Genomic DNA, 22,511 nt, shown 5'->3' with positions numbered 1-22,511 from the left:
CCCGCCAAGGCTTCCTCACCCAGCCAGGACGAGGCCGCTACCAGAAACGGACTTAACGTCCACTAAGACCGCCTTCTTCGCGAAGGAAAGCGACCGGTGAACGCGTTGTACCGGTTGATCCATGCGGAGAAGGCGAACTATCCGATCGTTCTGCTGTGCCGTGTACTGCACGTGGCCCGCTCCTCCTACTACGCCTGGCGCGAGAGCGAGGCCGCCCGCCGGGCCCGCCAGGCGGCCGACGACGCACTCGCGCACGAGATCACCGTGCTGCACATCGCCTCCCGCCACACCTACGGTGTCCCGCGAATCCATGCCGAACTGCGGCGCCGGGGGCGACACGTGAACCGCAAGCGCATCGCCCGCCTGATGCGCGAGCGCGACATCCGCGGCGTCACTCGCCGCAAGAGACGCTCGCTGACCAGGCCGGACACGAAGGCGAAGCCGGCCCCGGACCTGATCGGCCGCGACTTCCATGCCGAGCGCCCCGGCATCAAGCTGGTCGGCGACATCACCTGCCTGCCCACCGCCGAGGGCTGGCTCTACCTCGCCTGCTGGCTCGACCTGGCCACCCGCGAGGTCGTCGGCTACGCCATGGCCGACCACCATCGCGCCGAACTCGTCACCGACGCCTTCGACATGGCTCACGGCCGGGCGCATTTGGAGCCCGGTTGTGTCATACACAGCGATCGCGGCAGCGAGTACACATCGGCCCAATTCCGCGACCGGATACGAACGTTGGGGCTGCGCCAGAGCTGCGGACGCACCGGATCATGCTTCGACAATGCCGCCGCGGAGAGCTTCTGGGCTCTGCTCAAGGAGGAGATCGGAACCCGGACCTGGCCCGACCGGGCCACCGCCCGCGCCGAGGTCTTCACCTTCATCGAGACCCTTTATAACCGCCGCCGCCTGCGCAAACACAGGACCTTCGGCTACCTCACCCCGGCCGAGACCAGGCAGTGCCACCAACACGCTCTCGCGGCATAACCAACGAGTGTCCACGATCAAGGGGAAACTTCACCCTCAACCACGCCCCTCCCTCGGATCAGCGCGCCAGGTGGAAGACGGCTGCGGCCACGATGGTGCCGAGGATGGTGCCTGCGATCACTTGGTTGCGTGTGTGGTCGCGCAGTTCGACGCGGGACCAGCCGACGACGACGACCAAGAGGAAGCCCAGGGCCATCCACGGGCCGTAGGTCTGCACGAGCATCGCGCAGGCACCTGCGGACACGGCCTGGTGGACGGAGATCTTCCAGGCGAAGGTGATTGCGGTGAGGATCGCGAGCGTCACGAGCATCGAGACGATGAGGGCAACCATGGTGCGCGGTGCCCCCGCGACGAGCATCAGGACGATGCCGGTGGCTACTGAGATCAGGATGACGGCCATCACGACTAGCCGTGCTGGCTTCGCTCCGACGTGTCTGTCGCCCCAGTGGCCTTTGCGAATGCCGTACTTGATGAAGGTGATCGGGATGACGGCCGCGAAGAGGGCGCCGACCACTCCCCAGGCAACACCTGTCCATTGTGCGGTGTGCCAGCCGACCAGCAGCGTGACAGCGATGATCCAGTTCTTCGGCTCAAGCCAGTCTGTAATGCGGCGGGCCAGCCGCGACTCGCTGGGGCGGACATCAGTTGTCATTTGAGGAGATCCTTTCCGAAGCGCCCTGCTCGTGGGAAATGGACGACTGTTCTTGCCGGACGAATTCGGAAACGACTGGCGAGGAGAGGTACGCGCGGGCAACAGTGCGCAACCATGACAGTTCGCTCGCTCTGTCTCGGCCAGTGACGCCGAGAGGTGGATATTCAACTCCCCGCAGTCGCTCCCCGTTTCGCGCGCTCTGGACGGCTGCACGCAGCCAGCAGGCTTCCGCCACTGCGTCAGAGAGTTGCGCATCGACCTCTTCTTGACGGACGAACCTCCGAGCCTTTGCGTACATGTCGACTGACACGTACTCGCGAAGCGCCAGGCAGGCATCCTCGATCTCGATGACGCACCGCTCCAACCGGAAGGGGATACGCCACCTGCCTACGGATGTCGCCAGCACCACGTACGGGGCTGCTTCCGTGAGCTGCGCCCAGAGGGGATGCAGCTTCCGCAGGGTGCTCCACGCCGCGACGTACTCCACGGCGACAGAGAGAGGAGGCAAACAGACCCCGAGTGCGACCGACAGGACGGTGGCCTGCTTGAGCGTTGTGGAGAGAAGGTTCTCCAAGTCTGGATAGCTGGTGCCGGAGGCGAGCTGAACCGTCACAAAGACGATGCGCTGGAGGGCGTACAGGCTTCCAAGCAGGGTTCCCAAGCCCAGAAATCCGAGGCCGGCCTTCCCCAGGAGAGTCCGGCTGTGGCGTACGCCGCCGAGGAACAGCCATGTCGCTACGACCATGGCGATGCCGATGTACAGCGTGAAGACCGTCATGTAGAGGACGGGGAAGAGGGCCCCACGGCCCTCTCCGAGCCTGACGGGCCCTCCTGGCGTCCAGTTGGCCAGGGCGTAGAAGGCAAGCATGAGGGGCAACGTCACGCCGGCGGCCACCAGTCGTGTGCGACGCGCCAGGCCCTGCGGTCGAACGACTGCGATGACGAAGTCGAGCAGATATGCCGCCGAGGTAACGCCGAGCAGGTGCTTCAGCAGCGGCGACAGCCTGGCGTCTGTGCCGGCGGCGGCATCGACTGCCTCTTTGACCTGCGGAACCTCGAACGTCATGGCAGCCGCGAGTGTCGCCAGGGTCAGCGCCAGGCTTCGCTGCTTGCGAGAGTGCCGGAGGGACGGCAGTCGCCACAGAGCCACCAGCCAGAGGACGCCGGCGACGAGGGTGGATGTGCTCATGAGCGGCGGTTCCTCCGTGGGTGGACCAGGGCGTCGTCGAGCCGCGACACCGCGCCGGACCGACCGCGTTCCCGGCCCGAGTGGGCAAGATCGTGAAAGAGCTCTCCCAGGCAGGAGGCGGCCATCTCGGCGTCGTACTCGGTCTCGCTGTCGTAGCTCGTCCGGCCGAGAGCGGAGAGCACGGCAGAGGGGTCGACCCCGTCAGGGAGGACTCCCAGTAGAGACTTGACGACGCTCTCGTTGTTCCCGGCGTGCCCGAGCAGCAGGTGCGCTAGCTCGTGGCGCACGATCTGCGCACGATGCCGCTCGCTGGTAGCCGCGACGTGAAAGACGTAATCCCCGTGGTCGAACGAGAGAACCATTCCACAGGGAGCGTTGGCCCCTCCTGTCTCAGGCAATTCGTGGAGGTGCAGGGGGCGGCCACGCTTGATGGCGAGCTGCCGGCATATTTCCTCCACCGCGTAGGGATCGGATATCTCGATCCCCCGCAACTGCTCCTCACACAGTCGCCTCAGCTGCGCCTCTCTGCGCGCGAATTGCCGATTGAACATGGACGAGATCCTTGCTGTAGCCCCCGAATGAGCGCCGACACGGCCTGCGCTAACCGGAACCCATCATTCGCGTGGTTCCAGCGGAGCTTTGCATACGTTCACATGGTTGCCCAAGGCGATCTTGAAGGATCACGCACGGCATACCAGTCAAATCCGCCCAGCGGGTGAGTGAGGTCACATCACTGCCCGGGCCTGTCGAGCCCTTCCCACCGTCGCGCCTGATTGATCACATCTGTGATCATCCTCAAGCTGTCCGCCGAGAGACCGTTGGCTCGAAGCGCAAGGCCGCGCACGTCGCTGTCGGCTACTGCCTCGATCAGCTCCATGGAGGCGCGCACCTTCTCGGCCTCCTCGGCGTCGTAGTCCGAGAAGAAGTACTGCTCTTTGACGTGGAAGTGGCCGGCAAGTCGTTCCACCGTCGTGTAGGTGGGGTTGGGCTTCGCCCCGGTCCGCAGCTGCGAGATCGCGCTCTCGGACACGGAGATCGCCCGAGCGACCTCGGCATTGGTGTAGCGCTTGCCGGTCTCCGGGTTCGTCTCGGTCTGGAACAGGTGGTTGAGCTTGTCGGCGAATGAGCGCCGAGCGTCGGCCGCGCCGCCGGGCGCCTCCGCCGGTCCGCTGGACTCCACCATCACCGACTCCTCTCATCTAGACGCCGACTCCGGACTGTACTGCAGTGTAGTTCCCAGGGCCAAAGACCGAGACGCTTCACTTCAGTGTTGACAGACTGGGATCACTTTGGCGTAGGTTTTCGATCACAGCTTCACTGAAGTGTTGCGGCGCCGACAGGGCACGGTAAGCGCTCCCTGTCCGGCCTTCGTGACCTACGTACGCGCTAGGACCGCCCATGATCGCTCCACCCTCGTCGCAGCAGCTCACGCGACTTCTACAGGGTTTAAGAACCAACTCTGGACCTTGACGCGGAGCCGTGCGTATGTTCGTCGTCCCCCGCCGGGCAGACCGCCCGCATGGACGAGCACAGGAGCAATGACGTGCACAACCTCCGGGCCTCATAGGTCCCAGGACACAGCGACGGCGCCCGAGAGCTGCAACTCCCGGACGCCGGACGCTTAACGGCTGTACCGCCCCGGCAAGGGCGGAGATCGCCACCATCACCACGCTGATCCCTTCCACGGGGCGTCTCAGCGTGGCAACACCAAAGGAGATTCTTGCATGCGCTCCGCCCTGCGCAAAAGGCCCTACCGTCCGGCCTGCGCGGCAGCTAGCTCCGCCTCGGCGCCTCAGCGCCCCGAGCCGAACCGCACCATCCTGGCCCCCGCGAGCCGCCCCTCCCGCCCGCCTGCCGGGAGCGGCCGATGAGCAGCGAAGCCCGCGAGTGGGTGTGGGAGCACAGTTCCAGCCGAGGGGCCGCGCGTCTGGTCCTGCTGTCGATCGCCGACCGGGTGGCCGACGATCAGTGCATCTCCTGGGCCTCGCTGTCCAGCCTGGCCAAGCGCACTCGCGCCTCGGTCTCCACGGTGCGCGAAGCCGTCGAGCGCCTCCTCCTAGCCGGCGAGCTGGAACAGCTCGACGACCTGGTGGGCCCGCAGCGCAGCACGGTCTACCGCCTGCCTCTCGCCGCCGAGGCCGTCGCACAGGCGCTGCGAGAGCAGCGGGAGGAAGCGGGCGACACGGCGGTGCCGGACGAGCCCGCCGGCCCTGCGAAGCTCCGGCTGTCGGCTCTGCGGCGGTACGGAATCCGCCCGCGTGAGGTGCCGGAATCCCCCGCGAGGGTCCGGAAACCGGCAGTACCGGAAACCGGCAGGTCGCGACGGAAACCGGCACAGCGGCGTACCGGCCACCGGCACAGCGATGTACCGGTCACCGGCACACAGAACCGTAGTGAACCTGATTTGAACCGGAGGTACAGCAGTGGTGGTGCTGCGGTCACCTCGGCTGCCGAGTGGCAGGTCGACCCCGCCACCCACACCTGGGCCCGCCAGCAGGGACACCTCGACCGCCTCGGCGAGCAGGGCCTGCAGGCCGCCGACGCGAAGTGGCGTGCCCACCGGGCGGCCCACGCCCCGAGGGCAGCGGAAGCCTGGGCTGCCGACTGGCGCTCCTGGATCACCCGGGAGCACGCCCCCAGCCGCCCGAACCTCTACGCCGTGCCCGGCCAGAACACCGCCGCGCCCGGTGGCATGACGCGGGCCGAGAAGCACACCGCCGCCCTTCTCGCCGCCCTGGACGAGCCGACCGGAACGGAGGGCTGACCGTGGACCGCCGCGAAATCGCAGCCCTGCTGGCCTACATCGGCCGACTCGACCCCCGCAGCATCCGCACCGACGAGGGCGAGGCCCGCGATCAGCTCGCCCAGTGGAACGAGCTGCTCGGTGACGTGCCGATGGCCACCCCGCACGGCTGGGACGCCCGCGTCGCCGCCCGCCAGCACTACCGCACCTCGCCGTACCAGATCCAGCCCGCGGACGTGGTCCGCCCCTGGGAGAGCTACCGGCGCGACCGCCTGGCGAGGCACTCCGATCCCACGCCGTCCGTCGACCCGGACGACCAGGCCGCCTGGACCGCAGAGCTGGTCGGCACCCGCCGCGCTGTCGCCGCCGGCATAGCGCAGCCCGCGCAGGCCCGGGCCATCACCAGCAGCCAGGAGGGGATCAACCCGAGGCTGCAGGCTCGGCTGGACCAGATCGGCTCCTGCATACCGCCCGCCGCCCGAGCCGCTCTCGCACCGTTCCGGCCCGCCCGGGCTGCACGCGAAGCCGCCGTCGCGCAGGGGCTGCCCGATGCCCTGAGCGTGCGATGCGAGTGGTGTCTGGCCCCGGTCGGCGAGCCGTGTCGCCGCCGCCGGATCGGCCCCAACGACGGGGTACGCGCCATCACGCCGCGCGCCAGCCCGCACCCCGGCCGCCTCGACCTCGCCACCGCCCAGCAGGCCCAGCAGCCCGCCCTGGCCTGACCGGCGCACCCGGCGCGTGCATCCCGTCCGCTGCACCGCCGCAACATCACCGTCCCGCACCGGCTGCGGCGCACGCCCACGCGCCGCAGCCGGCACCCGACGCCGCACCCGCCGAGCACCGCCCTAGCCGGCCGCCGCGGCAGCACATCGGAGACTCGCCTTGCGCCACATCACCACCCACGACGCGCCGGCCACCGGCCTGCGCGGCATCGCAGACACCAGCTGGCACACCCGCGCAGCGTGCCACGGCATGGACGTCGAGGACGCCGACGCCGTGTTCTTCCCCGGGCCCCGGGATCACGAGGAGATCGCGGAGGCGAAGGAGCTGTGCGGCTGGTGCCCCGTCCGCCGCGCGTGCCTGGACTTCGCCCTGGAGAACGTCCTCAAGGAGGGCGTCTGGGGCGGGCTCACCGAAGCCGAGCGGCGCCCGCTGCACGACAACCTGCACCGGCGCCTGGACTACCGGCGCGTGACCGCCTTCTTCCAGGGACGCGACGTGCACCTGACGGAAGCCGAGCGGCAGGTCGTCATCGACCACGCCTACGTCCGGGGCTGGCAGCCCGACCGGCTCGCCGCCGCCCTGCAGATCAGCCACAAGCACGCCCGAGACCTGCTCCGGCAAGCCGCCAACAAGGTCCTCGACCGCGACCGCAATTACGGCGTGCCCCGCCCCAAGAAGAAGCGGAAGAAGACCTCCAAGACCAAGGGCACCCCCACGCCCGCAGCTCCCGGCACGCAGCAGCCGACAGGCCGCCCGGCAGCGTCGACCCCGGCGCACGCCCCTCTCGGAAAGGCAGCATGACCCACCCCGTCCTCGCCTTCGGTGCTACTTCGGACCTCCCTCTCCTCCTCGCCGCCGTCGTGCCCGCCACCCTCGCGCTCGTGCTGACCGCGTGGACCATCCGGCGCCGGGGGACTCGCTCGCAGAAACGTCTCGGCGGCCCGGCAGTCAAGGTCGCCGCCGTCGCCGCCCTCGGCTGCACCGCCTACAGCGCCGACACCTCGTGGCGGTTCGCCGCCGACTACCTCGACATGGCCGGCGCCGCCGAGCGCGCCGGCATGTTCGCCGCCGCCGAACTCGCCCTGTTCGCCACCGCGCTGATGGCACGGCAGAACCTCGCCGTCCAGGGCGCCCCCGGCCTGCCGGGCACGCTGGTCTGGGTGATCACCACGGTGCAGGTGATCCCCGCCTACGCAGAGAGCGGCCCCATCGGCGGCACGGTCCGCGCCTTCGTCGGACCAGTCATGGCGGCGATGCTGTGGCACCTGGCCATGGGCATCGAACTGCGCCTGCGCACACCCGGCGCCGCCTCAAAAGGACTGATCGCCGTCCTGGGCCGGGAGGCACGCGAAAGGCTGCTGTCCCGCCTGGGCATCGCCGCGCGAGACCGCGACGCCGCACAGATCACCCGGGACCGGGCCACCGCCCGTGCGGTCACCCTCGCCGCCCGCCTCGCCGAGCGCACACCCGAGCAGCAGCGGAACCGTCGAGGCCGGCGGCTGACCCGACGCCTGTCGAAGGCGGTCGGCAGGGCTTCGGTCGGAACCGACCCCCTCCAGCGGGCACAGCTGCTCGACCAGCTCGCCGCCCGGCGACACGCGCTCGCGCTCGCCACGGTCCCGCTCCCTTCTCCCTGGTCCCCGGCGCACAGCAGCGCATCGGCGGCCGCGGTCCCCGCACAGCCGACATCGAATGTGCCGGTCCCCGTCCCCGGTCCCGACAGTTCCGACGAGCCGGTCCCGGACCGAGGACCGAGGACTCCTCGGGGACCGGTCCCCGAGGAGGCGGACCCTGAAGCCAAGGTCGGCGCGGGGACCAAGGGCGACGAAACGGGAACGGCCGCGGGGACCAAGCCCTCTGAAGACGGTGCGGTCCCGGGGACCGAACTCGCCGGTCCGGAAGCCGCAGCGCGGGTCTCAGCGGCCATGAGGACCGACCGCAACGCGCGAGAAGTAGCAGCTCAGGACCCGGATTCTCATCGGGGACCGGGCACCGCGAAGTCGGGGACCGAGGCCACCGAGGACCGGGGACCGACCGCCCCACAGTCCGGGACCGAGACCACCCAGGACCGAGGACACAAGGTCCCGCTTCGCCGGAAGCCGGCCAGGACGTCTCGGACGAAGAACAAGGACAAGCGTGCCCGGTCCCGCTCTCCGCAGACGGAGCGCCCGGCACGCGAGCTGGGTGAGCCCGAGCGCCAGCTTGTCCGTGAGGTGCGCCCCCATGTTCCCGCCCTGCTCGAACGGGACGGCAACGGAGCGATTACCCGGGTGCAGCTGCGCGAAATCATCCGCCGCCAGGGCCTGACGGGTGTCGGGAACGACCGACTCGGCCTGGTCCTCCAGGAGCTGCGGAACGAGGACATCACGACGACGAGGAGCACCGCCCGATGAAGACCTGCCACCAGTTCAACACCGTCCGGGCGGAGTACGAGCGAGAGATCGGGTTCATGCTCGCTCACTCCGAGCGGCACGCGGGCAGGCCGGCGGCGAAGTCCAGTGCGAAGCAGGCTGCCTCGGCGAAACAGCGGATGGCTCGCGCGCTCAACAGCCACGTCGGGCGCTGCCCCGAGTGCGGCTGAACCGGCAAAACCCCAGCTCAAAGCCCGTACCCATAAAGGTGGCCCGGCTCCGTGCCGGGCCATCGTCCCGCTTAGGAGGTACGCCGTGATTCCACGTCCCCCTCGTTCTTCCGAGCCCACCACCGCCGAGGGCGATGCCTGGGCGGACGTCTTGGTGCGCCGGCAACTCCTACACGCCGTCGTCCTCACGCCGACCGGGCAGTGGCTCGTCCAGGACCGCCCCGACGGGCCGGTCCGCGTCCTTGCCGGTCCAGCCGATGTCCTCGCGCTGGCCGCAACCATCCAGCAGCGCACCCGCTCTACGAGGCCCGAATCCCGATGACGAACGCACGCAAGAACGGCACCACCCCGGAACCTGATCCCGACTCCAACTCGGTCTCGGGGCGAGCAAGTTATCGCAAGAGCATTGCTCCCGAGGGGAGCAATGCTCTTGCGTCCCCCGCCCCTGGAGTGGCGGGAGCGGATCGGCACCGGGGGGCGCCGATCCGTGAGGATGCGACCGAGGGCGGCTCGCATCCTGAGGGGCAGGACCAGCACGCCTGCCACAGTGCGCACTGCACGCACACCGCACCTTCAAAGCCGCATGTGCAGCAGCGTGAGCGCCTGCGCGACGAGAACAAACGCATGCGCCAGCCCAGCTGCCGCATGAACGACGACGAGTACCAACTCCTCTCCCGTGCTGCCGCCGTGTGCAACATGAGCGTCGCCAGTTTCCTCGCCCACGCCGCTCTCAAAGCCGCCCACGATCTCGACCGTACGGCGGCGGAAATCGCCGCCCAACGAGAAGTCCACAACGAGCTCTTCGCTGTGCGCCGGCACCTCGGCCACATCGGCAACAACGTCAACCAGGTAGCCAAGGCCATCAACTCTGGTGCCGACGTCCCGTACGCCGAAGTCGTACTCGGCGCCGTCCAGCGCGCCACCCAGCGCGTGGACTCCTTCATCCAGCACTACCTCGACACCGAAACGCGAACCGGATGATCCCGCGCGTCCACAAACGCGGCTCGAACACGTTCGGCCTGCTCAACTACCTATACGGCAAAGGGACCCACGAGGAGCATGTCGACCCGCATCTCGTGGCGGCCTGGGACAGTTTCGCTCCCGATCCCGGTCGCGATCCGCAAGCTACGAAGCGACAGCTGCAGCAGCTCCTGGACCAGCCCGTCCAGGCGCTCGCGGAGTCGCGACGCCCGGCGAAGCACGTCTGGCACCTTTCGGTCCGGGCCGCACCGGATGACCCGGTTCTCTCCGACGAGCAATGGGGCGAGATCGCCCGACGCATGGTCGCCGCGACCGGCATCGCGCCAGCCGCCGACGAGGCGGGATGCCGCTGGGCGGCCGTGCGCCACGCCGACGACCACATCCACATCATTGCCACGCTCGTCCGCGAGGACGGCCGGCGCCCCCGGCTCAACAACGACGCCAAGCGATCTCAGGCCGAAGCCCGCCTCATCGAAGCCGAGTACGGGCTCAAGCAGCTCAGCACCGGGGATGGGACCGCAGCGCAGCGCCCGACCAGCGCCGAGCGCCACAAGGCCCAGCGCCAGGGCCGCGAGCGCACCGCGCGCGAAGAACTGCGCGAGAGCGTACGTCGAGCGGTGGCCGGCGCCAGAAGTGAAGAGGAGTTCTTCGACCGCCTCGCCACCGCCGGCCTGCTGATCCGCAAGCGCGAGGCCCCGTCCGGTGACCTGCTCGGATACAAGGTCGCCCTGCCCGACGACCTGAACAAGGACGGCGAGCCGGTGTTCTACCCCGGCGCGCGCCTGGCTCCCGACCTGTCCTTGCCTCGCATCCGCGAGCGCTGGTCCGGTGATGCGCAGGATGTGCCTGCGGCCCGGCGGGGGGAAGCGATTCGTACGGGGCCGGGCAGTCCGGCCTCCGCGCGCCGCGGAACGGCATCGGCCGTGTGGCAGGCCGTGCTCGTCGTCGAACACGGCGAGGACGGGGTCGCCGCCGCCCACATCGCCGCGGTCGGCGAGGTCCTGGACGCCCTCGCGAAGACGTCTGCCGCCCACACCCGCCGCGAACTGCACGACGCAGCAACGGCTTTCGAACGGGCCTCGCGCTCTCACGTCCGCGCCGTACGCGGGCACGATCGAGCCCTGCGACAGGCCGCCCGCGACCTCGTCCAGGGCGGCCCGGCCCTCGGCCGCGGTGAGGACGGAGCCACCACGGCGATGGCGATCGACATGCTGTTCTTCCTGATCACCGCCACCGCGCACTGGCACGCCAGGAAGGGGCACGCCCAGCAAGCAGAGGCCGCCGCCCGGGCAGCCGAGCACCTGCGCGCCGCCTACCGGTCCGCCTCGACCCAGCCGCTCGGTGTGCTCTACCAGCGCGGCCGGCGTCTGAGCCGGCCGATGCTCCAGCGGCAGACGGTGCTGCTGCGTCAGGCGCTGCCGGAGCTTGCCGAGCAGATCCTGGCCGAACCCGGCTGGTTCGCCCTGGCTGCCACGATCGCGGAAGCCGAAGCCGCCGGCCACGACCCGGCCGCCCTCCTGTCCGACGTTGCCGCACGGCGTGAACTCGGCACCGCGGACTCCGTCAGCGACGTGCTCGTGTGGCGGATGCGGCGAACAGCCGACCTGCCTGCCGACACCACCCACCTTCCCGAAACCAGCAGCACGGAGAACCGGTCCGCGACGCGCGGGACGACCACCAAGCCCTCCTCACCCGCCAGGCGGCGCAGTGGAGAGGAGACATCGCGTCCGACCCGGTAAGCCCACCGGATGCCTGCACGCAGTCTCACCGCATCGCCGCAGTGCCGTACCGAGACACGCATCGTGGCCGACTCGCCATCCGGGCAACCGAGAGGCCGTGCACCCCTGCTGACCTGGCCGAAGGGACTGTGGACTTTGTGAATTGAAACCGCCGGGGGCGTGGGGCACGATCATGAAACGCGCAGGACGAGGTACCGAGGTGGAGGAGGACGCCAGGGTGTTTCACCGGATACGCCGCAGGGCCAAGGAACCGAGCGAAGCTCAGAAACGGTTCGCCGAGCTGCACGCGCAGCTGCAGGGCCAGGTCCCGCCCGGCATCGGAGTGCCGACGCCTGAGCCACAGTCCGTCGAGCCGGCTGCCATCGTGGACGACTTCCTCCCGCCTGAACTGCGGGTGCCGAGCCACGACCAGGTCGAAGGCAAGATGATGCCGTGGAAGCAACCCCTGGTCCTCGAGGGTGAGATGGCCGCCTGCACCGAGTGCGGCGCATACCGGGACTGGCTCATCCTCTCCACCCGCGGTGAGATCTGGCTGCGCTGCCGGGCCGGACACCAGCAGCAGGAGACCCGCATCGACACCGCCTGGTACAACCGGCACTCCGGACCGGCGGATGCGACGCACGCCACGTTCGAGGACTGCCTGCGCCACCTCGGACACTGACCACCACTCCTACGACCCCACCGGGCCCGCGGGCCCGCACTGACCACCCGTCGCCTAGCACCAAGGGGTCAGTTCCGTCATGCGCGTTCGCGTCGCCACCACCGCACTCGGCATCACCGCCGTCCTCCTCGCCGTGCCCGCCTGCTCCACCGAAACCACCGGGTCCAAGCACCAGACCTCCTCCCGTACGGGAAAGCCAACCGAGGCCGCCCGGGAGCCAGCCGCGTTCTCCTCGGCCGCGCTCGAGTCCCGCCTGCTCGACCCGCGCGACCTCGGCAGCGGCTACCTTCCCAAGCCGGAGCGTCCGGCCCAGCACGACGACATCACCGTCATCGGCTGCCCGGCTCTGAGCGAGCTGGGCGGCGACGCGGCGACTGGCGGCACGCTCTCCTTCCCGCACAAGGCGAAGGCGGACTTCACCTACGGCGGCAGCTCCTCGGAAATCTCCGAGGAGCTGTACAGCGACAGCACGCAGAAGCTCTCCGACGGCATCACCCGGATCTTCGACGCGATGACCGGGTGCCCGACCTATCAGGTCGTCGCGGGCGGCACCCCGGTCAACGTGACCTCACAGAAGCTGCCCGCACCCCACGGCCTCGGTGATGAGCAGTGGAGCCAGCTCCTCACGTTCTCCACGGGAGGACGGAACACCGTGGTCAAGCAGACCGCCATCCGAGACGACAGCCTGCTGCTGATCGTCTCCGGCTCCCCGGCCCTCGTCGACCGCCACCTCGACAAGGCCCTCACCAAGGCCACGGCAGTCGGCTGACCAGCGCCCGTCGCGCTGCTGCCCCGACCAGGATGGTCGGGGCAGCAGCGCTGTACGGCTTACCTCACTGCACGGTCTGGCAAGGTCTCAACGAGATGTGAACCATGCGGTGATTGAACTGCCCATCGTTGCGACGAGTGCCGTGACGACGGCGGCCACCAGCCAGGGTGAAATGCGTTGGACGACGACGTGCACCCCACCGAGGCGGAGTTCAAGGACAGGCTGCTGCTTCTCTTCGGTTCGAGGCATACGGCTATTCAGCCGCACAGGAACGTGGCACCGCTACGCCATACCTTCGCCACTTCGCCCCACTTCAACGAGCCTCCGAATACCACATTCTGAGCGGCACCACTACGCCAAAACGTGGCCACTTTCCCCAATTTGAGGCGCTGGGAATACCACACGGGACGTCCCCGCCGCTACCTTGGGACGACCCCACTTCACCCCACTTCACAGGCTGAGGCCAGGCAGGCCCGGCGCCCCGTACCCGTCGCTACGGCTGCCCTCCTCCGGCTCGATGTCTCGCCGAGCCACCGACAACAACGCCAGAAGCCCGGCCTCCGTTCGGGAGGACCGGGCTTCGTCTATCGGGCTGAGGGCTACCGCCGCTTGCTACGCCGGTGCCTGCAACAGTCGCTCCCGTGTGGCCACGGGCAGCACCCGCCGCAGAACTGGTGCCGTCGAACCGAGAGAGGCCGCGAAAGCCGCCACGAGGTCGTGCGGCACGCTGGAGCCGAATGAGGCAGCCCACAGGCAGGGCGCGCCTAGCGCGGGCTCTGCCCATGCCTGCCATCCGGCCGGCCCCGTCTCATCGGCTTCGGCCGTCAGGACGCGCGGATCGGCATCCTGGATGAGAGGCGGCACCTCCCCGAGGCTGATGTGCGAAGTGAACGTCGGGTCCGTCGCTGCCGTGTGGGGCTGATCGATGTCGGGGAGCCAGCCGTGTGCGGTGACGGCGTCGAGGACCAGCTCCGGGCCGTCGAGCGGCATGGCGGGCTCATCGCGGGCGTCGAGCGCGACGAGGAAATCGGCCACCGCCTCGCCGGGGACGTCGGTGGTGAAGTAGGACGACCATGACGCGAGCGGGCTGCTCGTGTTCGCACGGGCCGAGATCTGCCAGGTGATCGGCAGGTCACCCAAGTGAAACGGCTCGTCCGCAAGATTCCACTGCGCCCAGCGAAGGGCGTCGGGGCTGATGTGCAAGACGGTGCTGCGCAGGACCTGGCGGTCCTCTGGTGCCTCGTCCGGCTCGTGCCGTCCGCGGACGATGGCCAGGCTGGTCCAGCCCAAGCCGGAAAGCGTGCCAGCGACGGCGTCGTAGAGGCGCCCGTCATCACCGGCCAGATGGCGGGGACCTACCCAGAACGCGGGCTGGCCGCCACCCGGAGTGGACGGATCGAGCGGGAAGTCGGGATACAGGGGCGCCTCCAAGGGCTCGGTGCGGGTTCAGTGGCCGCCGGCACGGCGGCGAGGGCGGCGCGCGGGCGCCTGGACGGGGCCCTGCCACGTCAGGGCAATCGCGACCTCGGGCGGGAGGTGACCGATCTGCGCGTCCGGGTCCGGCCCCTCGGCGAGGTAGACGACCGTCCGGTCGGCCTCATCCACGGACTGCAGCACCTGCGCCAAGCGGTGTGCCATCGGGAAGAACGGGTTCATGGCCTGGCGTACCGGAACACTCCGGTCGCAGCCGGACAGCAGATCGATGAGATCGCCGACGGTCATCTCCGAGGACATCACGAGCAGCCTCCTGGGGTGAGGGAGAGGGATAGGGGGAGCGGTGGAATGGTTCGGCGGTCATTAGTCGGCCGATCGGAGGGTGGCCACTCCCTGTCGGTGGCCGCGCCTCAGAGGCGGCGTGAGGTCTCCAGCACGCGCGCTACGGCGGCGGCCACAATGTCGGCCGGCGTCTCGGTGTCGAACGACAGGTGGTAGCCACGGACCTTGGCGGTGCCGGTGACGGCGATCTTCCATCCCTCGCCGTCCGTACCGGGGCGTCCGAGCGGGAACCAGCCGAGGTAAAACCTGCCATCCTTCGAGCTGACGTGCACGTCCGCACGATCATCGACGATCAAGTGGAAGTCCTCCGCAGAGAACTGGTCCATGACCAGCGTGGGCTGGCCGGGGCCGAGCTGCCACTCGCGCAGGCGCAGGGCTTCGACGGTGGTGGAGAAGCCGGGGCCCGCAGGAGCTACGGTCACAGGCAATCACCTCTCTGACCTGGGGTTTCTTGCAAGGTCGTTTACGTTGACATGCCCGCGCACTCGTTGGCCAGTCTTTCCGCGATCTTTCCTGTCTGCCCCCGGCGAACTTGTGTCCTTTGACGATGAACTCAGCCCGCCGGTACTCGTTGACCTGCGGCGGCTAACTTTGCTGTCGAGGTGGCGGTGTGGCGTGTGTTTCTGCGTCCAGCCCTGTGGCCTGCGGCGACTGAGTTGGATGGCAGGGGTGGCCGTTGGGCTGAGTTCGACATCGGCGCACAACTTGTCCTGGGACAACGTATCGAGGTTCATCTTTCTCGCGGCGAGAGTGCTGATTGGACTCAGTGGGGCGCTTGCACTCGGTTCATTGGGGCAGGGCAGGTGATCTGGTGAGCGTTCTGTCGCCGAGCGCCGAACTCCGTTTACGGCTGGCGGCGCCGCAAGGGCAGCCACGCTCGCCGGGCCGGCGCCTCGTGGGCACCAACCTTGAGAGCGGATCTGGCCACCTTCAAGAACAGGCTGTGCTGGCCGTGGTAGGCACCGGACAATCTGGTCCGAGCCGCCATCTGTTGGCCCCGGTCTCTTCGTACTGTGCCAAGCCGGACTGGTTCTGGGGCATGGTCGTAGAGGAGAGACTGCTGAAGCGCAGTGGCCATATCGACTAGGTCCATTGGAGCGCGAAGTTCGAGGGCAGCGAAGGCCCGCTTCAACGGTTGCGGATCCAGGTCCCGGGCCCGGCGCTCCATCTCGTCCCAGCGTTGGTTGAACGCGTCCTCATACATGGCTTGATAGACATGGTAGACCTGCTCCGCCTGGAGGAGGAACTCTGCGCAGAGAGAGGGCAGGAGTTCTCTGATCCATGGGGCATCGGCTTGGTAGCGTGCCGCACTGGCCTGACTGCGTCCGGCTATGGCCACAGCACCGGCGCCCAGGAGAGCTCCGCCGAACGCCGCTCCCGCAGCGATCAAGCCGAGCAGGAACTCGCTGTCCAAAAACCCTCCAACTCGTCATGGAAACCGCAGAGGTTACCACGGATGACCATGCTGATCATTTGGGGTTCGGTCGATGCGCGTCACCTCCGCAGTCAGGCGGTGTCGAATGCGTGGTGAACCGCGAACGCTCGCGATTTCATGCTTCGGCACGGCGAAGTCGCCGAAGATCGAGTATGGCCGAGGCGCCCGTTCTCCGACGGGTAGAAGCCGGTGATGGAATAGCGGACCTGGCCGTGCCAGACGTCGAATTCCATGACCCAGGACTCGGCCAGGTCATCCACGACGGTCAGTGCCGGGTGAATGCCAGCGGTGGGCCGGTACAGGAGTATGGCCACTGGAACCGGGCATTCGCCGAACACGGAGTCGGCATGGAAGGCCCTGGCTGTCACCATGTGTTCCACGAGCGCACCGGCCGCGTGGTATTCGGCCGGCACCTGCTGGAGGAGACCGTCCAGCTCGATCACGATGGTGCGGTAGCGCTTTTGCGTGCCTCTGCGGCGTGGCTGCAAGGTCACAGGGTCACCGCCGGGTGCGAGGCGAGCGGGGTGTCGTAGCGCATCCATGAACGCATGGCAGCAGCGGTGTGGGGCTTGCCGGAACCGAGAGCGCGGTATCCGTCAAAGATCCAGCCCGTCACTTCCAGGAAGGTGCCGCGGCCCGTGCTGATGTCCAGTTCCGTGTTGAGGAAGGCGGGCCGTTTGGCCACCGCGAAGCCCTGCCAGGCGCGGTCCCAGCGGAACAGTGTGCCGAACTCCGGGTCGTCCCAGACCAGGAGGCGGTTGCGCGCGTGTGCGGCTCGGAGGTCGAGGATCCAGAGGTCTGTGTGGGCCTCCCGGCCGGCGACTTCCACCGGGGTAAGAGGGTGGGTTTGGATCTCTGCCCGCTTGCCGCAGCGCAGCAGGCAGTCGGCTCTGCGGTTCCCGAGTGCGATTTCGGTGGCCACACCCCAGTCCTTGACTTCTCTGTGCCAGGTGGACTCGGTCACAGGGCGCCCGCGTATCGGAGGAGCTCGGCGTCTTCGTCGTCCAGGCCAAGGGCCTGGGCTCCGACCTCGGCAAGGTAGTCGGCGAGGTTGAAGATGCCGGGGATGCTGTCGATGCCGACAACGAGCCGGTCGTAGCGCTTGAACAGGGCGAGGATACGGTTTCCTCGGGCCCGGTGCTCCTTGGCTCCTTGGGCGGATTCCTTGGCCGCACTCTCAAGCCGGTCCGCTTCCATGAAGTCACGCTCGGCAAGAGGAGGCAGGACTTCCATGATGCGGTCGAGGTCTTCCAGCACGAGTTGCTGGGCCGACTTCTCCGTGAGCTCGCCGCCCTCACCGATCAGGACCTTCGCGACGACCCTTTCATCGTCGGATCCAACGCCGTGCGAGCCGGGAACCGTAGCGTCGCCGGGGCCCGATGCTCCCGTTCCGCAGCTCGGACCCATGACGGTGGGGCCACCCTGTGTGGGTCCGGCCGGGCCAGCGAGAGCGGCGATACGAAGTTCCTTGCAGACCTTGTTGAACGAGGTGGTGCACATCGATTTCACCGCGCGGTCGAACACAGGACGGTATTCCTCAGAGAGCACGTTGATCTTCGACCGGATGACGCTTTGCATCCGGGCGAGCTGCTCGGCTTCGCTCCCGCCCTGACGGATGCACCGCAGAGCCTCCCGGTCGAGGACGTCGCGTACGGCGTTGGGGTAGCGGCCGGCGGCATTGGGGATAGGCACGGGTTTCTACTTTCCGGAGAGGAGTCGGATCGTTCGGGGGCGTTTCTCCAGGACACGGCCGGCCCAGGAGACGACCGAGTCACGGATGGATTCGACGGACTGCCACACGTCGGGGTCGTCGACGTCTGCGAAATCGTCGGGACCCAGCAGGAGGATTTCCCTGCACTTGTGGGCCAGGCCGAAGTAGCGGATGGTCCAGTCGGCACGCGGATCGCGTTCGTCGTCGCCGATCAGCTCGTTGAGCAGTTCTTCGTCCGGATCCGGCGCGGGGCGCATCTGCTCGCGCACGTACCGGGCAACCTCCTGGTCCTGGAGGACCTCGCGCACGGTCGGCTGACGCAGAATGGACAGGACGGCTTCCGGGGTTTTGGTCAGTTCCGCGACCACGGCCTCCCGCACCCCTGCACGGCCGAGCTGAGCGACGATCTCGCCCGGCGTCTCCGTGCCGCAGGCCGCTCCGTCCGCCAGGCCCAGGGCCCGGCAGTACTCCCCGGCGTCGAGTACGGCCGGCCATCCCGCCCGCTCGGCGCCGGCGAGCCGCCCGAGCAGAAGCCCGACACGACGCGAGCGCTCGGCTGGGTCTGTTACGCAGGCCGCGACCACGCACTTCCACGGCACGTGGACGGAGGATGTGGCGAGACGTTCACGGAATTCCGCGCCTGCCAACGCCGTGACGCGCTGGTATCGCTCAAGCGTGTCGGCCGCATAGCCGAGTTGCCGTGCCAGCGGTTCCAGGGCACTGCTCACCGCCAGGCTGGACTGCTCGGCGATCTCGGCGCACACGTCGCCGAGTCCGAAGCGCGCCGCAAGCTGCACCCGCGTCGCCTGGACGTCCTGCTCCGCGAACCATCTCGCGCGTTTGAGCTGATCGTCGGTGTAGCCGGGATCTGCGCTGCTGCCCGGCTCGATCCACACGTTCTCCATGGCCGAGGACGGTAGAAGCCCGAACCGTCAGAAATGGCCGCGAGCCACTCGAACAGCCGCGCAGAAAACGGGTCGACGACCAAGATCTCAAAAATGTGCCCTACGGCCGATCACCCCCGAAGTCCGGTTTGACCCGGCCCAGTCGAGGGCCTGAATCTGCCCCGCGTGACAATCCGATCGTCAGGAGAGGTAATGCTCGGCGCAGAGGAGCGGCAGGAGTTGAGCGCGGGGTACCCGTCGTTCGTCAATGGAATCCCGGAGCGCGACTGGCCCCATCTCCGGCTGGGCGAGGAAGACCAGCGGCTGATCCAGAGCAAGCGGGGCGAGCACAACCGTCTCGGCGTCGCCGTGCAGCTGACGGTCGTGCGCTTCCTGGGTCGCTTCCAGACTGACATGGAGAGGATCCCCGAGGAGCTGGTGCTGCGCGTGGGCGAGCAACTCGGCATCTCCGACCCGCTCGCCAAGATCAGGCTGTACGGGAAGAACGGCAACACCGTTCGAAACCACGTAAGAGAGATCAGACGGGAACACGGTTGGACTTCCTTCGTGGAGGGCGAGGCCCAGCTCGTGGCCTGGTTGGAAGACCGGCTGAAGTACTCCACTGACGGCCCGAAGGCGATGACGCTCCAGGCCCTGGTCTGGCTCCGCGGGCAGCGTGTGCTCCTCCCCCGATACTCGACGCTGCGTGACCTGGTGACGCTCTGCCGCAGTAGAGCCGAAGACGCGGTATCGAAGGAACTCTTCTCCAAAATGAGCCGTCAACAGGTCCGCACTGTCGACTGGTTGATGGAGGTTCCCGCCGGCGAGCGCACCAGTCGTCTGGACAGCCTGCGTCGCGGTGTCGGCGTGCCCTCGTGGGCGAACTTCGTGAAGGCACTGTCACGCGCGGACGAGATCCGCGCTCTCGGGTTCCTTGCTGTGGATGTCTCGTCCATCCCCGACCGCAAGCTGGCGCAGCTAGCCGATCACGCCTTGACCGAGCGGGTACCGCGCCTGAAAGAGCAGACCGGCAAGCGGGCTGCAGTACTTGCGGCCATCAAGCGTCTGGAGACGAGCGCCCTGGACGATGCCATCGACATGCTCGACAAGCTGATCACCGAGGGCTTCATCTCCAAACCCAAGAGGTGGGCCGACAAGGCCCTCGTCGACGCCTACCCGCAGTTCGCCCCGGACGGCACCCTGACCGCAAAAGCACTGCTTGCCGTCCTGGAATCCGTGGCGGAGAGCATCGACCACGAGAGCGGTGAAATCACCGACCCGGTCACCGACACCGACTCCACGCGCGCGGTGCTGGAGACGGTCGCTGACCGGGACACTCTCCTGCGGGCGGCCAAGAATCTCCTGGAGTACATGCCGGCCCAGGACTCCGATACCCATGAGGCCCGTCGTGCCAAGGCACTGGAACGGTTCCGAGACGTACGGACGTTTGTACCCGTCCTTGTCGGCAGGGTCCGCTTCGGCGCGCGTCCCGCGGGCCAGGCCGCACTGACCGCCCTCCACGCCTTGCCGCCTCTCCTGGATCGCGAGGACGTACGGCTCGACGACATCGACACCAGGTTGTTGAGAGGTTCCTGGAAGCGCCTCGTGAAAGGTGAACCCGAACAGTCCGACGGCGCGGTGAACCTGGCGGCATACGCCCTGTGTGTGGTGGAGACCTTCCACCGGCATCTGTGCAAACGAGAGATCTTCGTTCAGGGCTGTTCCCGCTGGGGAGACCTGCTCGCACGACTGCTGTCGGGCGAGGTCTGGGCACAGGCCCGGCCCAGTCTGCTCACCAGCCTGGATCTGCCCGAAGACCCCAGCGCTTACCTCGACTGCGCGGGCAGAAGCCTGCACGCCGGCCTCGCCAGAGTCGCCTCCCGCATGCCCGAGGGCGCTCAAATCACGCTCGGCAGCGGCGACTTGGCCCTGCCGAAGGGGCGGCCACCGCGTCCATCGAGCCTGAGTCGCCAAGTGGACAAGATGCTCCCCAAGGTAGAACTGCCCCAAGTGGTGCTCGACGTGCTGAGCCGGACCGGCGGGATCGCCGCGTTCACCACACGCAACGGCAACCCCTCCCCTTACCCGGAATTCGAGCTGTCCGTAGCCGCCGTGATGGTCGCGTACGGCTGCAATATCGGCCTCGAAGCCGTCGCGAACGAAGAAAAGGACGCCCTCAAACTCGACCGCCTCACCAGCATCAGCCGCGAATACTTCCGCCCCGATGTGATCGAGGCGTGCACCACCCTCATGCTCGGCGCGGAGAGCGAGGCACTCACCACCCTGCAGTTGGACGGGGAGCGCCTCGCCTCCGTGGACGGCCACGGCTTCGTCATCCCCACACCACAGCCTGACCTGCGCGTCGCGCCCGAAGGCAACTCCGAGGTCACCTGGCTGACCATGCTGACGGAGCAGGCCATCCAGCTGTCCGGGCGCATGGTCAGCGGCCGGCCCAGCGCCGCGCTGGAGGCACTCAACACCCTTACGACGTACCGGGACCAGACCAGCATCCCGGACAGCCGACATCCCGAAGCCATCGTCGCCGAGGCCGGGACGCACGAGGACCTCGTCTTCGGCCTTCTGACCCTCTCCGGCTACTCCTACCAGCCCGCCCCGCACCAGATCAACGACACCAGGCTATGGCGCATCGACAGGTCAGCGGACTACGGACCTCTCCAGGGCGCAACACGCCGACACATCGACCTATCGCAGATCGCGGCACACTGGGAAGACATCCTGCGGGTGATCGGGTCGATCCACCACGGTGCCGTCAGCGCACACGACACGCTGCGGATCCTGACCCGCAACGGCCAGCCCACCGACCTCGGATCAGCGATCGTCTCCTTCGGGCGCATCGCCAAAACACGCCACCTGCTCCGCCTCTACGACAACCCCGAGTATCGGCACGGGATCGAAGCACAGAGCCGGCTGCACAAGGAACGCGCCGACCTCGCCAGACGTATCTGTCACGGCATCGACGGCCCCTTCCCCGACTACTACCCCGGTCTGGAAAACCGGCTCGGTGTTCTCGGTCTCGTCCTCAACACCGTGGCCCTCTTCAACACGGTCTACATCCAGAAGATCGTCGAGAAGATGCGCGCGCAGGGCAAGGTCATCTCCCAAAGCGACCTCCGCCAACTCCCTCGGATGATGTACGGCCACATCAACATGCGCGGCCGATTCCACTTCGAGCCGCCTACCGACACGATGTTCGAGATCCCCGACGTGGAACCGGATCCCACCTGACGACCGCAGGCCCAGGTGGAGCCCACCCTTAGAACTACTGAACCGTGAGCCGCTCCGCCTCCCACCCCAGCCGGTGCCTCACCGAGGTACCGGCTTCGTCCTTGCCCGCCCATGTCCACGTTCACCAGCCCGTGGAGGGTGCACCCCTCGCCCCCCCGACGCCGCGTCAACTTCGATGGGGCCGGAGCAAGAGGAACTCCCGTTCTCAGTCCAGCCGAGTCACGCCAGACCTGTGACCAGGTAACACACCCCTTAACACACACTTTTGCGATCTTGGTCGCCGAAACGGCAAGGCCAGCGTGAAGCGAATGCCCCATAGGGAAACTGAGCGGGCGCGCCACGGAGATAACCATCGTGCACAGACGGTAGCGACCCAGGGTCATTGCATGATTGGGATCTGTCCGGGTTCGTCACGTGAGGCCGAGGGCTCGTAGGGG

At 68.0% G+C, this 22,511-nt stretch carries 24 protein-coding genes; 11 read left to right on the top strand and 13 right to left on the bottom strand.

Annotated elements, in window-relative coordinates; all coding sequences use genetic code 11:
* Positions 1 to 96: 96 nt before the first annotated feature.
* A complete protein-coding gene (locus tag QNO09_RS38510) occupies positions 97 to 984 on the top strand; it encodes an IS3 family transposase (protein WP_283974892.1) in 888 nt (295 codons plus the stop codon).
* Positions 985 to 1,042: 58 nt separating this feature from the next.
* On the opposite strand, the gene QNO09_RS38505 is transcribed toward QNO09_RS38510, so the two are convergent.
* From QNO09_RS38505 to QNO09_RS38490, 4 genes are all read right to left on the bottom strand, one after another.
* Positions 1,043 to 1,636, bottom strand: a complete 594-nt coding sequence (locus QNO09_RS38505; protein WP_283974891.1) for a phosphatase PAP2 family protein — start codon at positions 1,634 to 1,636, stop codon at positions 1,043 to 1,045.
* Positions 1,626 to 2,825, bottom strand: a complete 1,200-nt coding sequence (locus QNO09_RS38500; RefSeq protein ID WP_283974890.1) for an MAB_1171c family putative transporter — start codon at positions 2,823 to 2,825, stop codon at positions 1,626 to 1,628. The genes QNO09_RS38505 and QNO09_RS38500 overlap by 11 nt, the downstream gene beginning before the upstream one ends.
* On the bottom strand, positions 2,822 to 3,376 hold the full coding sequence (locus QNO09_RS38495) for a secondary metabolite protein (protein WP_283974889.1): 555 nt from the start codon (positions 3,374 to 3,376) through the stop codon (positions 2,822 to 2,824). Before QNO09_RS38495 ends, QNO09_RS38500 begins: the two co-directional genes overlap by 4 nt.
* 179 nt (positions 3,377 to 3,555) lie before the next feature.
* Positions 3,556 to 4,008 carry a helix-turn-helix domain-containing protein gene (locus QNO09_RS38490; protein WP_283974888.1) on the bottom strand — a complete coding sequence of 151 codons (453 nt, stop codon included), beginning with the start codon at positions 4,006 to 4,008 and terminating at the stop codon, positions 3,556 to 3,558.
* Positions 4,009 to 4,692: 684 nt separating this feature from the next.
* Between QNO09_RS38490 and QNO09_RS38485 the strand changes: the two genes are divergently transcribed.
* From QNO09_RS38485 to QNO09_RS38465, 5 genes are all read left to right on the top strand, one after another.
* Entirely contained in the window at positions 4,693 to 5,589 is an 897-nt protein-coding gene (locus tag QNO09_RS38485) for a helix-turn-helix domain-containing protein (RefSeq protein WP_283974887.1), read from the top strand.
* Positions 5,590 to 5,591: 2 nt separating this feature from the next.
* On the top strand, positions 5,592 to 6,290 hold the full coding sequence (locus tag QNO09_RS38480) for a zinc finger domain-containing protein (RefSeq protein WP_283974886.1): 699 nt from the start codon (positions 5,592 to 5,594) through the stop codon (positions 6,288 to 6,290).
* A 160-nt stretch (positions 6,291 to 6,450) separates the two neighbouring features.
* Positions 6,451 to 7,092 (top strand): WhiB family transcriptional regulator, encoded by a 642-nt coding sequence (locus QNO09_RS38475; protein WP_283974885.1) that lies wholly within the window; start codon positions 6,451 to 6,453, stop codon positions 7,090 to 7,092.
* The gene (locus QNO09_RS38470; protein WP_283974884.1) at positions 7,089 to 8,684 is read left to right on the top strand and encodes an ICP22 family protein; all 1,596 of its coding nucleotides are present in this window, start codon (positions 7,089 to 7,091) and stop codon (positions 8,682 to 8,684) included. Before QNO09_RS38475 ends, QNO09_RS38470 begins: the two co-directional genes overlap by 4 nt.
* Positions 8,681 to 8,872, top strand: coding sequence for a hypothetical protein (locus tag QNO09_RS38465; RefSeq protein WP_030422103.1), 192 nt, complete (start codon positions 8,681 to 8,683; stop codon positions 8,870 to 8,872). Before QNO09_RS38470 ends, QNO09_RS38465 begins: the two co-directional genes overlap by 4 nt.
* Before the next feature lie 169 nt (positions 8,873 to 9,041).
* On the opposite strand, the gene QNO09_RS40190 is transcribed toward QNO09_RS38465, so the two are convergent.
* Positions 9,042 to 9,203, bottom strand: a complete 162-nt coding sequence (locus tag QNO09_RS40190; protein ID WP_502962410.1) for a hypothetical protein — start codon at positions 9,201 to 9,203, stop codon at positions 9,042 to 9,044.
* 254 nt (positions 9,204 to 9,457) lie between these two features.
* On the opposite strand from QNO09_RS40190, the gene QNO09_RS38455 reads away from it, so the two are divergent.
* The 4 genes from QNO09_RS38455 to QNO09_RS38440 all read left to right on the top strand — a co-directional run bounded on the left by QNO09_RS38455 (position 9,458) and on the right by QNO09_RS38440 (position 13,022).
* A complete protein-coding gene (locus QNO09_RS38455) occupies positions 9,458 to 9,853 on the top strand; it encodes a plasmid mobilization protein (protein WP_283974882.1) in 396 nt (131 codons plus the stop codon).
* On the top strand, positions 9,850 to 11,592 hold the full coding sequence (locus tag QNO09_RS38450; RefSeq protein WP_283974881.1) for a relaxase/mobilization nuclease domain-containing protein: 1,743 nt from the start codon (positions 9,850 to 9,852) through the stop codon (positions 11,590 to 11,592). The genes QNO09_RS38455 and QNO09_RS38450 overlap by 4 nt, the downstream gene beginning before the upstream one ends.
* 172 nt (positions 11,593 to 11,764) lie before the next feature.
* Positions 11,765 to 12,253 carry a hypothetical protein gene (locus tag QNO09_RS38445; protein ID WP_283974880.1) on the top strand — a complete coding sequence of 163 codons (489 nt, stop codon included), beginning with the start codon at positions 11,765 to 11,767 and terminating at the stop codon, positions 12,251 to 12,253.
* Between the two features lie 79 nt (positions 12,254 to 12,332).
* Positions 12,333 to 13,022 (top strand): hypothetical protein, encoded by a 690-nt coding sequence (locus QNO09_RS38440; protein ID WP_283974879.1) that lies wholly within the window; start codon positions 12,333 to 12,335, stop codon positions 13,020 to 13,022.
* Positions 13,023 to 13,634: 612 nt separating this feature from the next.
* Here the strand turns inward: QNO09_RS38440 and QNO09_RS38435 are convergent.
* The 8 genes from QNO09_RS38435 to QNO09_RS38400 form a co-directional block, all read right to left on the bottom strand.
* Complete coding sequence (locus QNO09_RS38435; RefSeq protein ID WP_283974878.1) at positions 13,635 to 14,453, bottom strand: SPDY domain-containing protein; 819 nt, start codon at positions 14,451 to 14,453, stop codon at positions 13,635 to 13,637.
* Positions 14,454 to 14,468: 15 nt separating this feature from the next.
* The gene (locus QNO09_RS38430; protein ID WP_283974877.1) at positions 14,469 to 14,759 is read right to left on the bottom strand and encodes a hypothetical protein; all 291 of its coding nucleotides are present in this window, start codon (positions 14,757 to 14,759) and stop codon (positions 14,469 to 14,471) included.
* A 107-nt stretch (positions 14,760 to 14,866) separates the two neighbouring features.
* The gene (locus tag QNO09_RS38425; RefSeq protein WP_283974876.1) at positions 14,867 to 15,220 is read right to left on the bottom strand and encodes an SPDY domain-containing protein; all 354 of its coding nucleotides are present in this window, start codon (positions 15,218 to 15,220) and stop codon (positions 14,867 to 14,869) included.
* A gap of 422 nt (positions 15,221 to 15,642) precedes the next feature.
* Positions 15,643 to 16,212 carry a hypothetical protein gene (locus tag QNO09_RS38420; protein ID WP_283974875.1) on the bottom strand — a complete coding sequence of 190 codons (570 nt, stop codon included), beginning with the start codon at positions 16,210 to 16,212 and terminating at the stop codon, positions 15,643 to 15,645.
* Between the two features lie 92 nt (positions 16,213 to 16,304).
* A complete protein-coding gene (locus QNO09_RS38415) occupies positions 16,305 to 16,676 on the bottom strand; it encodes a hypothetical protein (RefSeq protein ID WP_283974874.1) in 372 nt (123 codons plus the stop codon).
* 47 nt (positions 16,677 to 16,723) lie between these two features.
* Positions 16,724 to 17,155: a hypothetical protein gene (locus QNO09_RS38410; RefSeq protein WP_283974873.1), complete on the bottom strand. Its 432-nt coding sequence runs from the start codon at positions 17,153 to 17,155 to the stop codon at positions 16,724 to 16,726.
* A 38-nt stretch (positions 17,156 to 17,193) separates the two neighbouring features.
* Positions 17,194 to 17,925, bottom strand: coding sequence for a hypothetical protein (locus QNO09_RS38405; protein WP_283974872.1), 732 nt, complete (start codon positions 17,923 to 17,925; stop codon positions 17,194 to 17,196).
* A 6-nt stretch (positions 17,926 to 17,931) separates the two neighbouring features.
* Positions 17,932 to 18,849 carry a hypothetical protein gene (locus tag QNO09_RS38400; protein WP_283974871.1) on the bottom strand — a complete coding sequence of 306 codons (918 nt, stop codon included), beginning with the start codon at positions 18,847 to 18,849 and terminating at the stop codon, positions 17,932 to 17,934.
* Positions 18,850 to 19,041: 192 nt separating this feature from the next.
* Between QNO09_RS38400 and QNO09_RS38395 the strand changes: the two genes are divergently transcribed.
* Entirely contained in the window at positions 19,042 to 22,074 is a 3,033-nt protein-coding gene (locus QNO09_RS38395) for a Tn3 family transposase (protein ID WP_283974870.1), read from the top strand.
* Positions 22,075 to 22,511 lie beyond the last annotated feature (437 nt).

This window comes from Streptomyces sp. 378 (assembly GCF_030124145.1).
Classification (GTDB): domain Bacteria; phylum Actinomycetota; class Actinomycetes; order Streptomycetales; family Streptomycetaceae; genus Streptomyces.
Note: the sequence above shows the minus strand (reverse complement) of the source record. Positions and strands in the feature narration are given on the sequence as shown.